A 13,938-nucleotide genomic window follows, 5' to 3' on the forward strand; every position below is an offset into this window, starting at 1 on the left:
GGAGACATTGCAATGAGCCGGATCGCTTTCATCGGACTGGGCAACATGGGCGGGCCGATGGCCGCCAACCTCGCCAAGGCCGGTCACGTGCTGCGCGTGTTCGACCTGGTGCCCGCCGCGCTGGAGGCCGCCGTGGCCGCCGGCGCCAGCGCCGCCACTTCGGCTGCCGATACGCTGGCCGACGCCGAGGTGGTCATCTCGATGCTGCCGGCGAGCCGCCACGTCGAAGGCCTTTACCTCGGCGAGCACGGCATCCTGGAGAAGATCCCGGCCGGCGCGCTGGTGATCGACTGCAGCACCATCGCCCCGGCCAGTGCGCGCAAGGTGGCCGAAGCCGCGGCCGCGCGTGGCCTGCAGATGCTCGACGCGCCGGTCTCCGGCGGCACCGCCGGCGCGGCCGCCGGCACGCTGACCTTCATCGTGGGCGGGGGCGCCGAGGCGCTGGAACGCGCGCGGCCGTTCCTGCAGGCGATGGGCAAGAACATCTTCCACGTCGGCGACAGCGGCGCGGGGCAGGTGGCCAAGCTGTGCAACAACATGGCGCTGGGCGTGATCATGGCGGTGACCGGCGAGGCCATCGCGCTGGGCACGGCGCACGGGCTGGATGCCAAGGTGCTCTCGCAGATGATGGCGGTGAGCACCGGCCGCAGCTGGGCCACCGAAGTGTGCAACCCGTGGCCGGGCGTGCTGGAGAATGCGCCGGCCTCGCGCGGGTATACGGGCGGCTTCGGCAACGACCTGATGCTCAAGGACCTGGGGCTGGCGGTGGAGGCGGCGATGGGCGTGGGCGCTTCGATCCCGCTGGGCGAGCTGGCACGCAATCTCTATGCGATGAACAGCCGCGCCGGCAACGGCAAGCTGGATTTCTCCTCGGTGGTGAAGCTGGTCTCCGAGAACTGAGGAGGGCGACGCATCGCGCCGCGGGGGAGGGCCCGCGGCCGATGCGTGCAGCCACGAACGGACCCGAGCCACCCGCGTGTAATAGTCTCCGCGCGCACCGGCCGCCTATCGTGGCGGCCAGTTCAAGGAACATGCGCGATGGGACACGACCACAACCACGCCCCCAGCGAGATCCGCCACGAGAAGCCGCTGTGGTGGGCACTCGCCCTCACCGGCAGCTTCCTCGTCGCCGAGATCGTCGGCGCCTTCGTCACCGGCAGCCTGGCGCTACTGTCCGATGCCGCGCACATGGCCACCGACACGCTCGGCCTGATGATCGCGCTGGTCGCCGTGCGCCTGAGCCGCCGCCCGCCCGATGCCAAGCGCACCTATGGCTACGCGCGGCTGGAGGCGCTCGGCGCGCTGGCCAACGGTGCGCTGCTGTTCGGCGTCGGCGCCTACATCCTGTGGGAGGCCGCGCAGCGCTTCCGCACGCCGCAGGCGGTGGGCGAGACCGGCATGCTGGTGATCGCCGCTTTCGGCCTGGTGGTCAACCTCATCGCCATGCGCCTGCTGCGTGCCGGCGCCGGCGAGAGCCTCAACGTGAAGGGCGCCTACCTGGAAGTGTGGAGCGACATGCTCGGCTCGGTGGCGGTGATCCTCGGCGCGCTGGCGATCCGCTTCACCGGCTGGCAGTGGATCGACCCGGTGCTGGCGGTGCTGATCGGCCTGTGGGTGCTGCCGCGCACCTGGTTGCTGCTGCGCGAGGCGTTCAACGTATTGCTGGAAGGCGTGCCCAAGGGCGTGGACCTGGCGGCGGTGCGCGCGGCGTTGTGCGCGCAGCCCGGCGTGGTGGACGTGCACGACCTGCACGTATGGGCGCTGGCCTCGAGCACGCCGGCGTTGACCGCGCATGTCGTGGCGGCGGAGGGTACGGACAGCGACGGCCTGCGCCGCGCGCTGGCCACGCTGCTGCACGCGAAGTTCGAGATCGACCATGTGACGCTGCAGGTCGAAGCCGACCACTGCGGCGATGCGTGCGCGGTGCAGGCGGGGAAGGGGCATGCGGCGCATGGCGCGCACGACCATGCCGGGCATGCGCATGACGACGACCACGGCCACGACCACGACCACGGCGCCGATGCGCAGGGGCATCACGGGCATACGCATCGCTGAGGTGCGCACGCGGGGTTGCGCCTGCGAGGCCTCAAGAAAAACGCCGCCCGAAGGCGGCGTTTTTCATTGCATGGGCAGCGACCCTCAGGCCACCGGCTCGCGCAGCGCGGGCATGTCCCAGCCCGGGCGCGGGGCGAAGCGGTCGCCATAACGCGTCTGCAGCGTCTTGAGTCGTTCGACCAGCGCATCGGCGCCGGTCGCGCGCACGTGCTGGATCGGGCCGCCGCGGAAAGGCGCGAAACCGGTGCCGAAGATCACCCCGGCATCGAGCAGGTCGGCATCGCTCACCACGCCGTCGTGCAGGCAGGCCACCGCTTCGTTGAGCAGCGGCAGGATCAGGCGATCCTCCAGGTCGGCCGGCGCCTCGTAATCCTTCGGCACCTCCGGCTTCACCGCGCGACCGTTCTCCCACTTGTACAGGCCCTGGCCGTCCTTCTTGCCGCGCTTGCCCGGCTCGACGGTCTTCAGCGCGTCCGGGATCGGCAGGCCCAGGAACGGCGCCAGTTCCTCGCCCACGCCGGCGGCCACGTCCAGGCCCACGGTGTCGATCAGCTCGATCGGCCCCATCGGCATGCCGAACTTCACCGCGGCCTTGTCGATCACCGGGCCGGGGATGCCCTCGGCGTAGGCGGTGGCCGCTTCGAGCATGTACGGGAACAGCACGCGGTTGACCAGGAAGCCCGGCGTGCCGGCCACCGGCACGGGCAGCTTGTCCAGCGCCTTGCAGAACGCGGCCAGGCGCTTGCGGGTTTCCTCGGCCATGGCGTCGTGCTGCACGATCTCCACCAGCGGCATCATCGCCACCGGGTTGAAGTAGTGCAGGCCGGCGAACTGCGCCGGGCGCTGGATGTGCTCGCGCAGCTCGGTGAGCGGAATGGAGGAGGTGTTGGTGGTCAGCAGCGCGTCGGCCTTCATCTGCGGCTCGACCTGCTGGTAGAGGTCGCGCTTGGCTTCGGGCTTCTCGATGATCGCCTCGATCACCAGGTCCGCCTGCGCCACGCCGTGGCCGGCGAGGTCGCTCTTCAGCCGCGCGGCGACCGCCGGGCGCTTGCCCGCGTCCTTGACCCGCTTGTTGAACAGTTCGTTGCCACGCGCCAGCGCGGTGTCGATGAAGCGCTGCTCGCGGTCCTGCAGCGTGACCTCGAAGCCCTTGTAGGCCGACCATGCCGCGATGTCGCCGCCCATCACGCCGGCACCGACCACGTGCACGTGCTTGATGTTGTGTTCCTTCCCGCCCAGGCCTTTCAGCCGTTCGGTCAGGAAGAAGATGCGGATCAGGTTGCGCGCGGTCGGCGTGCCGGCCAGCTTGACCACCGCCTTGCGCTCGGCGTCCAGGCGCGCCTGGATGCCCGCGCCGCCGGTGCGCGCCCACACGTTGATCAGCGCATACGGCGCCGGGTAGTGCTCCTTGTGGGCCTTGCGCGCGACCTGCTTGGTCATCTGCGGGGCCAGCAGCTTGCGCGCCAGCCAGGTGTTGGTGACCCAGCCGGTGAAGCGCTGCTTGAACGGACGCACCGTGCCCGAGAGCGCCAGCGCGGCGGCGGTATCGACCAGTACGGCGGGCGCGGCGACCTTGTCGACCAGGCCCATCGCGCGCGCGGCGCTGGCCGAGACGGTGCGGCCGGTCAGCATCAGATCCATCGCGGCGGGGGCGCCGATGAGGTTGGGCAGGCGGGCGCTGCCGCCCCAGCCCGGGAAGATGCCCAGCTTGGTTTCCGGCAGTCCGATGCGGGTGGAGGCATCGTCGGAGGCCACGCGGTAGCGGCAGGCCAGCGCGATCTCGGTGCCGCCGCCCATGCAGAAGCCATGGATGGCCGCCACCGTCGGGCAGGGCAGCTCGGCCAGCTTCTGGAAGACGGTCTGGCCGCGGCGGATGGCGTCGTTCACCGTGCCGCGGCGGTCGTACTCCTGGAATTCCTTCAGATCGGCGCCGGCGATGAAGCCGTTCGCCTTGGCCGAACGAATCACCACGCCGCGCGGCGGATCGATCGCGATGCGCTCGATCAGCTCGGCCAGCTCCAGCAGCACGTCCTGCGAGAAGGCGTTGACCGGTGCATCGGCGCGATCGAGGCTGAGCACCACGATGCCGTCATCGCGGATCTCGGTCTGCCAGTGACTGAATCGGAGCCCATCGAAGCCTGAGAGCATGGGTCTGACCATCCGCGTGTGTATGGAAGGGGTCGTTATCATCCAGAGGTTGTTTCCTTCACGTCAAATCCCCAAAGACAGGGGGTGGGACAGGCCACGCCCGGCCGGCGGTGGTCGCCAGTCTGGTGCAACGCCCGTTAACCTTGCGGCGTGGCGCCCCGGGTGGCCCCGCGAACTTTTCCAACCAGCGCTGGTCATAAAGCCCGGACATGACGGGCGACAGGAGTGCGGCCCGACATGGCCGAAGTCGATACACCACAGGATCTGGACCTGGAACTGGTCCGGCGCGTGCAGCGCGGCGAGAGCGCGGCGTTCGATGTCCTGGTGCGCAAGTACCAGCATCGGATCGTCGCGTTGATCGGGCGCTACATCAGCGACTGGAGCGAGTGCCAGGACGTGGCCCAGGAGACTTTCCTGCGCGCATACCGCGCGCTGGGCAATTTCCGCGGCGACGCCCAGTTCTATACCTGGTTGCACCGCATTGCCGTCAATACCGCCAAGAACCACCTGGTCGCGCACAACCGCCGCCCGCCCACCGACGACATCGACGTCGCCGATGCCGAGCAGTTCGACGGGGCCACCCGTCTGCGCGACACCGACACCCCGGAGCGTGAACTGATGCGCCAGGAGCTGGAACAAACCGTGATGAAGGCTGTCCAAGCCTTGCCGGAAGAACTCCGGGCGGCCATCACCCTGCGCGAGGTGGAGGGCCTGAGCTACGAGGACATCGCGCAGAAGATGGATTGCCCGATCGGAACGGTGCGCTCGCGCATCTTCCGGGCGCGCGAAGCCATCGACGCCGAGCTGCGGCCTCTGCTGGAGACCGACAGCGCCACCCGTGACCGACAGCGTGACCGTGTATGAGCCAACCCACTTCTTCCCACAACGACAAGTTCGAGATCCACTACCGGCAGCAGCTGTCGGCGCTGGTCGACGGCGAACTGCCGGCCGATGAAGCGCGCTTCCTGTTGCGCCGCCTGCAGCACGACGACGAGTTGTCCGGCTGCCATGAGCGCTGGCAGCTGTGCGGCGACGTGCTGCGCGGCATGGCCAGTGCGCTGGCGCCGGTGGATTTCGCCGCGCGCGTGCGCAGTGCCGTGGCCGCCGAACCCGCCCCGCGGGCCGTGCCGGCTCCGGCGCGCGGCCGTGCCTGGCGCTGGGGTGGCGGGGCGATTGCCGCCTCGGTCGCCGCGCTGGCCCTGTTCGTGACCCGCGACCGCATCCCCGAGCCCACGCCCGACGTCCCGACGCCGGTATTCGCCAGCACCGCGCAGATTCCCGCCGCGCCGCTGCCGACGCCGGCCGATCCGGACGGCGACAACGCCATCGGCACCATGGCTGCCGCCGCGCCCGCCGCTGCATTGGCGGCCGCGCGTCGCGATGCCGGCAGCCGCAACGTCGCCTCGGCCACCCGCGTGCAGCAGGCCGCGCGCGCCAGCGCCGCACGGCGCGACCCGGCGCCGCAGCGGCAGGTCGCCAATGCCGCGCCGGTCGTGCATGCCCTCACCAACGCGGTGGCCAATGCCTCGGCGCCGGCCAACCCCTTCGCGCACCCGGACACCGCCGTGCAGGCCAGGCCCTGGCCGCGTTCGACGCTGGCCGGCAGCCAGAGCACGCTCAACGCCAGTTTCAGCACTGGCGAGCCGGCGGCCACGTTCTATCCGTTCGAACCGGCGCAGGCCGCCGCGGGCGAGGAAGAACGCCTGCCACCGATGCCCAGCCACTAAGCCGTCATCCCCCGTTTCGTAGTGTTCCCCCAGCCGCCCGCCCCGCGGGCGGGTTGGCCCCGCTTTGCCTTTCCAGCACCAGACCTTGTCCCTGAGGAGCGTGTTCCCGATGAATCCCCGTATCCGCAACCAGATGTTGGGCCTGCTGGCCGTCTCGCTGCCGCTGGCCGCCTGCGCGCAGCAGCCCGGCGCCGCGCCCGCCGCCGACACCGCCCCCATCGCCACCCGCAGCGCGACCCCCGCGCCGCAGCTGGTCGCCGGGCTGCCGGACTTCACGAATCTGGTCGAGCAGGTCGGCCCGGGCGTGGTCAACATCGACACCAAGGTCACCCGCGCGGACATGATGCGGCGCTCCGATCGCGACGGGCAGCAGATGCCGGACGATGAGCAGATTCCCGAATTCTTCCGCCGCTTCTTCGACATGCCCGGCATGCCGGGGCAGGGCCAGGGCCCGCGCCGCGGCGGTGGCGGCAACGACGGCGACATCGTCGGCCGCGCGATGGGGTCGGGCTTCATCATCTCGCCGGACGGCTACGTGCTCACCAACCACCACGTCGTGGACGGCGCCAGCGACGTGACCGTCAAGCTGTCCGACGGCCGCGAGCTGAAGGCCAAGGTGGTCGGCAGCGACGAGCAGTACGACGTCGCCCTGCTGAAGGTCAACGCCAGCAACCTGCCGACCGTGCGCATCGGCGATTCCAACACGCTCAAGCCTGGCCAGTGGGTAGTGGCGATCGGCTCGCCGTTCGGCCTGGACCACTCGGTCACCGCCGGCATCGTCAGCGCCACCGGCCGCGCCAATCCGTATGCCGACCAGCGCTACGTGCCCTTCATCCAGACCGACGTGGCGATCAACCAGGGCAACTCCGGCGGCCCGCTGCTGAACACCCGCGGCGAAGTCGTCGGCATCAACTCGCAGATCTTCTCCGCCTCCGGCGGCTACATGGGCATCAGCTTCGCGATTCCGATCGACCTGGCGGTCAGCGCGGCCGAGCAGATCAAGAAGACCGGCCACGTCAGCCGCGGCCAGCTCGGCGTGCAGGTCGGGCCGATCGATTCGCTGCAGGCGCAGGGCCTGAAGCTGCCCGACACCAAGGGCGCGCTGGTCAACAGCCTGGTGGCCGGCAGCCCGGCCGGCAAGGCGGGCCTGGAGGTGGGCGATGTCATCCGCTCGGTCAACGGCACGCCGATCAACGCCGCCAGCGACCTGCCGCCGATGATCGGCGTGATGCCGCCGGGCACCAAGGTGCGCCTGGGCGTGCTGCGCGACGGCAAGCCGAAGGACATCAGCGTCACCCTGACCACGCTGGACAGCGATGTGCGCCCGGCCACCGCCGCCAATGACGACGAGGCCGCCCCCAGCGGCCCGGCGAGCGCCGCGCTGCTGGGCCTGCAGGTCGCCGACCTCGGTGCCGCCGAGCGCGAGCGCGTGGGCCTGAAGGCCGGCGAAGGCGTGCGCATCACCGCGGTCACCGGCAGCTCGGCCCGCGAGGCCCGGCTCAGCCCCGGCCTGGTGATCCTGCGCGTGGGCCGTACCCCGGTCGGCAGCGTGGCCGCGTTGAACCGCGAACTGGCCAGCTACAAGAAGGGCGACGTGGTCATGCTGCTGGTCACCAGCGGCCAGGCCACCAGCTACGTGGCAGTCAAGGCGGGCGAGTAAGACCGCCGGCGCGGCGGAGCTGAACGGCCCGCCGCGCCCCGTCGTCCGCCCCGTGGGGCGGGCAGGGCCCCGGCCGTGCGATAATGCGCCGTTATCCTGACGACGGCCCAGAGCCGCCGCCCACCTCCAATGTCCATCGATTCGATGCGGAACATCCGCAACTTCTCCATCATCGCCCACGTCGACCACGGCAAGTCCACGCTGGCCGATCGCATCATCCAGCTCTGCGGCGGCCTCGAGGCCCGCGAGATGGAAGCGCAGGTGCTCGACTCCAACCCGATCGAGCGCGAGCGCGGCATCACGATCAAGGCCCAGTCCGTGTCCCTGCCGTACAAGGCGAAGGACGGGCAGGTCTACCACCTGAACTTCATCGACACCCCCGGCCACGTCGACTTCTCCTATGAAGTCAGCCGCTCGCTGGCCGCCTGCGAGGGCGCGCTGCTGGTGGTGGACGCCGCCCAGGGCGTGGAGGCGCAGTCGGTCGCCAACTGCTACACCGCCGTGGAGCAGGGCCTGGAAGTGGTGCCGGTGCTCAACAAGATCGACCTGCCGACCGCCGACACCGAGCGCGCCAAGGTCGAGATCGAGGCCGTCATCGGCATCGACGCCGCCGATGCCGTCGCCGTCAGCGCCAAGACGGGCCTGAACGTGCAGGACGTGCTCGAGGCGATCGTGCAGCGCATCCCGCCGCCGGTGCCGCGCGACACCGACAAGCTGCAGGCGCTGATCATCGACTCCTGGTTCGACAACTACCTCGGCGTGGTGTCGCTGGTGCGCGTCATGCAAGGCGAGATCAAGCCGGGCGACAAGCTGCAGGTGATGTCCACCGGCCGCAACCACCAGGTCGATGCGGTCGGCGTGTTCACCCCCAAGCGCAAGGTGCTGCAGAAGCTGTCCGCCGGCGAAGTGGGTTGGGTCACCGCGTCGATCAAGGACGTGCACGGCGCGCCGGTCGGCGACACCCTGACCCTGGCCGCCGACCCGGCGCCCAAGCCGCTGCCCGGCTTCCAGGAAATGCAGCCGCGCGTGTTCGCCGGCCTGTTCCCGGTCGATGCCGAGGACTACCCGGACCTGCGCGAGGCACTGGAAAAGCTGCGCCTGAACGACGCGGCGCTGCGCTTCGAGCCGGAAAGCTCCGAGGCGATGGGCTTCGGCTTCCGCTGCGGCTTCCTGGGCATGCTGCACATGGAAATCGTGCAGGAGCGCCTGGAGCGCGAGTACAACCTCGACCTGATCAGCACCGCGCCGACGGTGATCTACGAAGTCCTCAAGACCGACGGCTCCGTGGTGATGATGGACAACCCGGCCAAGCTGCCGCCGGTGAACTACGTGGATGAAATCCGCGAGCCGATCATCCGCGCCAACATCCTCACCCCCGAGGAATACATCGGCAACATCATCAAGCTGTGCGAGGAAAAGCGCGGCAGCCAGCTCGGCATCAACTACCTGGGCAGCCAGGTGCAGATCAGCTACGAGCTGCCGATGGCCGAGGTGGTGCTGGACTTCTTCGACAAGCTCAAGTCGGTCAGCCGCGGCTACGCCTCGCTGGACTACAGCTTCGTGCGCTTCGAGGCCGGCCCGTTCGTGCGCGTGGACGTGCTGATCAACGGCGACAAGGTCGATGCGCTGTCGCTGATCGCCCACCGCAGCCATGCCGACCGGCGCGGCCGCGAGCTGTGCGAGAAGATGAAGGACCTCATTCCCCGGCAGATGTTCGACGTGGCCATCCAGGCCGCGATCGGCGCGCAGATCATCGCCCGCACCACGGTCAAGGCCATGCGCAAGAACGTGCTGGCCAAGTGCTATGGTGGCGACGTCTCGCGCAAGAAGAAGCTGCTGGAGAAGCAGAAGGAAGGCAAGAAGCGCATGAAGCAGGTCGGCCGCGTGGAAATCCCGCAGGAAGCCTTCCTGGCCGTGCTGCAGATGGACAACAAGTAAGGGGAAGGGGGCTGCCACGGGGAGTCACATGCGCCGCGCGCGCTCGTCTCCCGGTGGAAGGCCCCTCCCGACTCCCACCGCAAAGGAATACGCATGAAATGGTTTGAGATCGCGCTGGTCGTGCTGACGCTGGGCTCCGGCCTGGTGTGGCTGCTGGACAAGCTCTTCCTGGCCAAGCGCCGCGCCGCGCGCGCCAGCCTGCTCGACAGCGAGCCGGTGATCATCGAGTACTCGCGCGCCTTCTTCCCGGTGCTGGCGGTGGTGCTGATCCTGCGCAGCTTCATCGCCGAGCCGTACAAGATCCCGTCCAGCTCGATGATGCCCAACCTGCTGATCGGCGATTTCATCCTGGTCAACAAGTTCGCCTACGGCCTGCGCCTGCCGATCACCAACACCAAGTTCGTGCCGGTGGGCGAGCCCAAGCGCGGCGACGTGGTGGTGTTCAAGCCGCCGCATGCCCCGGACGAGAACTGGATCAAGCGCGTCGTCGGCCTGCCGGGCGACCGCATCGGCTTCCACGGCGATACCCTGTACATCAACGGCGAGCCGATGAAGTACGAGGTCAAGGGCGAGTACGTGGGCAAGGGCCGCGGCGCGGAGATGACCGGCGCCACCCTGCTCAGCGAGGCCCTGCCGGGCCGTACGCACACCGTGCTGGAGCTGATCGGGCGTTCCAACGCCGCCGGCCAGGGCGACTGGGTCGTGCCGGCGGGGCAGTATTTCGTGATGGGCGACAATCGCGATAATAGCGAGGACAGCCGGTTCTGGACCCAGACGCACTTCCTGCCGGAGCAGAATCTCCGCGGCAAGGCGTTCTTGATCTGGCTCAATTGCGAGGGGTGGTTCTGCAAGGGGAGTTTCGATCCGTCGCGGATCGGGACAGGTATCCAGTAATCCAATACGCGTGGCGTAGCTAGGGGAGTAGCGATGAAGCGCAATCAGAACGGAATGACCTTGCTGTCATTCATCGTGGTGTTGGCGGTGGTCGGTTTCGGCCTGTACATCGGCATGAAGCTGTTCCCGATGTACCAGGAGTTCTACTCGGTGAAGGAAGCCATGAAGGGCGTGGCCAACGAGCCGGGCAGTGGCGACATGGACCCGGGCCGGGCGAAGGACCTGTTCTTCCGCCGCCTGTACATCAACTATTCGGAAAACGTGCAGAAGGACGACGTGTCGTTCGAGCGAGTGGGCAACGGTTGGCGCATGAACGTGAACTACGAAGTGCGCCGCCCGCTGGTCGGCAACCTCGACGTGGTCGGCAACTTCAGTGCCAGCCAGGACCTGACCCGTAGTGGTATCAGCGAGTAAAACCCCGCAGCGCGGCGACCGGATCGGCCATGTGTTCGCCGATCCGTCGCTGCTGGCGCAGGCGCTGACGCATCGCAGCGCCGGCGCCCCGCATAACGAACGACTGGAATTCCTCGGCGACGGCGTGGTCAACCTGCTGATCGCCGAGGCGCTGTACCTGCGCTGGCCCAAGGCCGACGAAGGCGCGCTGACCCGCGCCCGCGCCGAGCTGGTGCGCGAGCCGGCGCTGGCGGTGATCGGCCGCGCGCTGGAACTGGGCGAACGGCTCACGCTGGGCCCGGGCGAAATGAAATCCGGCGGCCATCGGCGCGATTCGATCCTCGCCGACGCCGTGGAAGCCGTGGTCGCGGCGATCTACCTGGATGCCGGCTTCGAGGCCTGCCGCGCCGCGGTGCTGCCGTGGTTCGAATCGGCGCTGGCCGCGTTGCCGGTCGGCAAGCCGGAGAAGGACCCCAAGACCCGCCTGCAGGAGTGGCTGCAGGCCCGGCAGCGGCCGCTGCCGGCGTATGAACTCGTTTCCGAAAGTGGCGACGACCACGCCAAGCATTTCCAGGTACGCTGCATCCTGTCCGAGCCGGCGCTGTGCGCCGAGGGCGAGGGCGGGTCGCGGCGCCTGGCCGAACAGCAGGCCGCCGCCGCGGTACTGCGCCAACTGGACCCAGGCAAGTGAGCGAATCAACCTCTTATCGCAGCGGCAGCGTGGCCGTCATTGGCCGCCCCAACGTGGGCAAGTCGACCCTGACCAATGCGCTGGTCGGCGCCAAGGTGAGCATCGTCTCCAACCGCCCGCAGACCACCCGTCACCGCCTGCTCGGCATCGCCAGCTTCCCGCAGGGCCAGATCGTGCTGGTCGACACCCCTGGGCTGCATCGCGAGCAGGGCAAGTTCAAGGCCTCGGCGATGAGCCGGGTGATGAACCGCGCCGCGCGCGGCTCGCTGGAGGACGTGGACGCCGCGATGATGGTCATCGAGGCCGGCCGCTGGGATGAAGAAGACACGCTGGCCTACAACGTGCTCAGCGACGCCGGCATCCCGGTGGTGCTGATCGTCAACAAGGTCGACCGCCTGAAGGACAAGTCCGCGCTGTTGCCGTTCCTGGCCGAAGTCAGCCAGGAGCGCAGCTTCGCCGCCGTGCACCCGGTGTCCGCGCTCAAGCGCAAGGGCCTGGAAGCGCTGGTCAAGGACCTGCTGGGCCTGCTGCCCGAGCAACCGCCGATGTTCGGCGAGGACGAAATCACCGACCGCAGCCAGCGTTTCCTCGCCGGTGAACTGGTCCGCGAGCAGCTGATGCGCCAACTGGGCGAAGAACTGCCGTACGCCACCACCGTGGAGATCGAGCGCTTCGCCGAGGACGGCGCGCTGCTGCGCATCGGCGCGGTGATCTGGGTCGAGCGCGAGGGCCAGAAGGCCATCGTGATCGGCAAGGGCGGCACCCGCCTGAAGGAAATCGGCGCCAAGGCGCGCCAGCAGATGGAACGCCTGTTCGGCGCCAAGGTCTTCCTGGAAACCTGGGTGCGCGTGCGCGAGGGCTGGTCGGACGACGAAGCCGCGCTCAAGGCGTTCGGCTACGAATGACCCCCGCCGCGCTGCCGCGCGCGGCCTGAGGCGGGCGCATGCGCCTGGAAGATGAAACCGGCTTCGTCCTGCATGCCCGGCACTGGCGCGAGACCAGCCTGTTGGTCGAGGTGCTGAGCCGGCAACACGGCCGCGTGGGTTTGCTGGCGCGCGGCGTGCAGGGCGAACGCAAGCAGGCGCTGCGCGCGGCGTTGCAGCCGCTGCAGTCGATCCGCTTCAGCGCGGTGCAGCGCGGCGAACTGGCGCAACTGCGCGCCGCCGAAGCCGAGGACGCCGCGCCACGCCTGCAGGGCGATGCCATGCTCGCCGCGTTCTATCTCAACGAGCTGGTGCTGCGGCTGGCGCCGCGCCATGACCCGCTGCCCGAACTGCACGCCGCCTACGCCCGCGTGCGCGAACGCCTGCGCGCGGCCGAACCACTGGCGTGGAGCCTGCGTCGTTTCGAGCGCGACCTGCTCGAAGCCCTCGGCGTGGGATTCGACCTCGAACACGACGTGGATGGCCAGCCGATCGACCCGGCCGCGCGTTACCAGCTCGACCCGCTGGAAGGCGCGCGGCGGCTGCTCAGCGACCGCGGCGCGGGCGAGCGCAATGCCACCGCCACCGGGCGCGGCCTGCTGGCGTTGGCGCATGACCAGGCGCCTGATCCGCTCGACCTGCCCGGCCTGCGCCTGGGCCTGCGCGCGGTGCTGCTGCACCACCTGGGCGGGCGCGGGCTGAAAGCCTGGGACATGCTGCGCGACCTCACGCCGCGCTGAGCCTTCAGTGGAGCAGGGCGGCGACGGCGTCGTGGAAATGATGGCGCGCAATCGGAGAGTGCGGGTCGCCGCGCAGTTCGCGCACGGCTTGCGCCAATCGCGCCGCGCCGACGAAACCACAGCTGGCCTGCAGCCGATGCAGGTGGTTGCGCAGGGTCGGTTCGTCGTCCTGGCGCAGCGCCGAATCCACCGCGTCGCGCGTGCCCGGCAATTCGGACAAGAACAGTTCGCGCAGTGCATTGAGATGATGCTGCTGGCCGTTGAGCGCGGCCAGCGCGGCATCCTCGTCCCAGTCGCGCTGGATCACGATGGTGCCCATCGCCTCGCTGCCGGCCCGTGTCGGCAGCCGCCGGCGAACCTGCTGTTGCAGCTCGAGCGCGGGCAGCGGCTTGATCAGGACGTCGAGGAAGCCGTCGGCCAGCAGGCGCGCGGTGGCGCCGGCATCGGCCGTGTGCGCCACCGCCGGCGTGCCGGGGTGCAAGGTACGCAGGCGCGCGAGCAATTCGCTGCCGCTGCCATCGGGAAGATGGGCATCGATCAACCACAAGTCGTGGCGCACGTCACGGGAACGTTCCAGGGCCGCGGCGAGGCTGTCGGCACTGTCCAGCCGAAGGGCGAGGGGTTCCAGGGCGGCCTGGAAGAAACCGAGGCTGATCGGGTCGTCCTCGACCAGCAGGACGCGGGGACGGGGGGGCTCTCGCGACGCCATCATCTTGCTGCCTCCATGTCAGCACGCCGCAGCAACGTCCTGCGGCCGGGTGAGTTTGCC

13 protein-coding genes are annotated in these 13,938 nt (G+C 69.3%); 11 read left to right on the plus strand and 2 right to left on the minus strand.

All coding sequences use genetic code 11. The annotated features are described in order from the left end of the window. Positions 1 to 12 precede the first annotated feature (12 nt). Together mmsB and ARC20_RS03345 are read left to right on the plus strand one after the other, a co-directional pair. Positions 13 to 900 carry a 3-hydroxyisobutyrate dehydrogenase gene (gene mmsB, locus ARC20_RS03340; protein ID WP_057644312.1) on the plus strand — a complete coding sequence of 296 codons (888 nt, stop codon included), beginning with the start codon at positions 13 to 15 and terminating at the stop codon, positions 898 to 900. Positions 901 to 1,038: 138 nt separating this feature from the next. Continuing rightward, complete coding sequence (locus ARC20_RS03345; protein ID WP_057644315.1) at positions 1,039 to 2,055, plus strand: cation diffusion facilitator family transporter; 1,017 nt, start codon at positions 1,039 to 1,041, stop codon at positions 2,053 to 2,055. 84 nt (positions 2,056 to 2,139) lie between these two features. Here ARC20_RS03345 and ARC20_RS03350 read toward each other — a convergent pair whose 3' ends face one another. Further along, the gene (locus ARC20_RS03350) at positions 2,140 to 4,203 is read right to left on the minus strand and encodes a 3-hydroxyacyl-CoA dehydrogenase NAD-binding domain-containing protein (RefSeq protein ID WP_057644318.1); all 2,064 of its coding nucleotides are present in this window, start codon (positions 4,201 to 4,203) and stop codon (positions 2,140 to 2,142) included. Between the two features lie 237 nt (positions 4,204 to 4,440). On the opposite strand from ARC20_RS03350, the gene rpoE reads away from it, so the two are divergent. From rpoE to recO, 9 genes are all read left to right on the plus strand, one after another. Then, positions 4,441 to 5,067, plus strand: a complete 627-nt coding sequence (rpoE, locus tag ARC20_RS03355) for an RNA polymerase sigma factor RpoE (protein WP_057644322.1) — start codon at positions 4,441 to 4,443, stop codon at positions 5,065 to 5,067. Next, the gene (locus ARC20_RS03360) at positions 5,064 to 5,930 is read left to right on the plus strand and encodes a sigma-E factor negative regulatory protein (RefSeq protein ID WP_057644326.1); all 867 of its coding nucleotides are present in this window, start codon (positions 5,064 to 5,066) and stop codon (positions 5,928 to 5,930) included. The genes rpoE and ARC20_RS03360 overlap by 4 nt, the downstream gene beginning before the upstream one ends. A 109-nt stretch (positions 5,931 to 6,039) precedes the next feature. Continuing rightward, positions 6,040 to 7,590 (plus strand): DegQ family serine endoprotease, encoded by a 1,551-nt coding sequence (locus ARC20_RS03365; protein WP_057644327.1) that lies wholly within the window; start codon positions 6,040 to 6,042, stop codon positions 7,588 to 7,590. Between the two features lie 129 nt (positions 7,591 to 7,719). Further along, on the plus strand, positions 7,720 to 9,528 hold the full coding sequence (lepA, locus tag ARC20_RS03370; RefSeq protein WP_108143441.1) for a translation elongation factor 4: 1,809 nt from the start codon (positions 7,720 to 7,722) through the stop codon (positions 9,526 to 9,528). A gap of 93 nt (positions 9,529 to 9,621) precedes the next feature. Beyond that, entirely contained in the window at positions 9,622 to 10,422 is an 801-nt protein-coding gene (lepB, locus tag ARC20_RS03375) for a signal peptidase I (RefSeq protein WP_057644330.1), read from the plus strand. Between the two features lie 33 nt (positions 10,423 to 10,455). Next, positions 10,456 to 10,836, plus strand: coding sequence for a DUF4845 domain-containing protein (locus ARC20_RS03380; RefSeq protein ID WP_057644333.1), 381 nt, complete (start codon positions 10,456 to 10,458; stop codon positions 10,834 to 10,836). Further along, positions 10,820 to 11,506, plus strand: coding sequence for a ribonuclease III (gene rnc / locus ARC20_RS03385; protein WP_057644337.1), 687 nt, complete (start codon positions 10,820 to 10,822; stop codon positions 11,504 to 11,506). Before ARC20_RS03380 ends, rnc begins: the two co-directional genes overlap by 17 nt. After that, on the plus strand, positions 11,503 to 12,411 hold the full coding sequence (era, locus tag ARC20_RS03390) for a GTPase Era (protein WP_057644339.1): 909 nt from the start codon (positions 11,503 to 11,505) through the stop codon (positions 12,409 to 12,411). Before rnc ends, era begins: the two co-directional genes overlap by 4 nt. Before the next feature lie 38 nt (positions 12,412 to 12,449). Continuing rightward, positions 12,450 to 13,169 (plus strand): DNA repair protein RecO, encoded by a 720-nt coding sequence (gene recO, locus ARC20_RS03395; RefSeq protein ID WP_057644343.1) that lies wholly within the window; start codon positions 12,450 to 12,452, stop codon positions 13,167 to 13,169. A 4-nt stretch (positions 13,170 to 13,173) separates the two neighbouring features. Here recO and ARC20_RS03400 read toward each other — a convergent pair whose 3' ends face one another. Next, positions 13,174 to 13,878, minus strand: coding sequence for an Hpt domain-containing response regulator (locus tag ARC20_RS03400; protein WP_057644404.1), 705 nt, complete (start codon positions 13,876 to 13,878; stop codon positions 13,174 to 13,176). Between the last annotated feature and the right edge of the window lie 60 nt (positions 13,879 to 13,938).

Origin of the sequence: Stenotrophomonas panacihumi (assembly GCF_001431645.1) — a bacterium.
Lineage (GTDB): Bacteria > Pseudomonadota > Gammaproteobacteria > Xanthomonadales > Xanthomonadaceae > Stenotrophomonas_A > Stenotrophomonas_A panacihumi.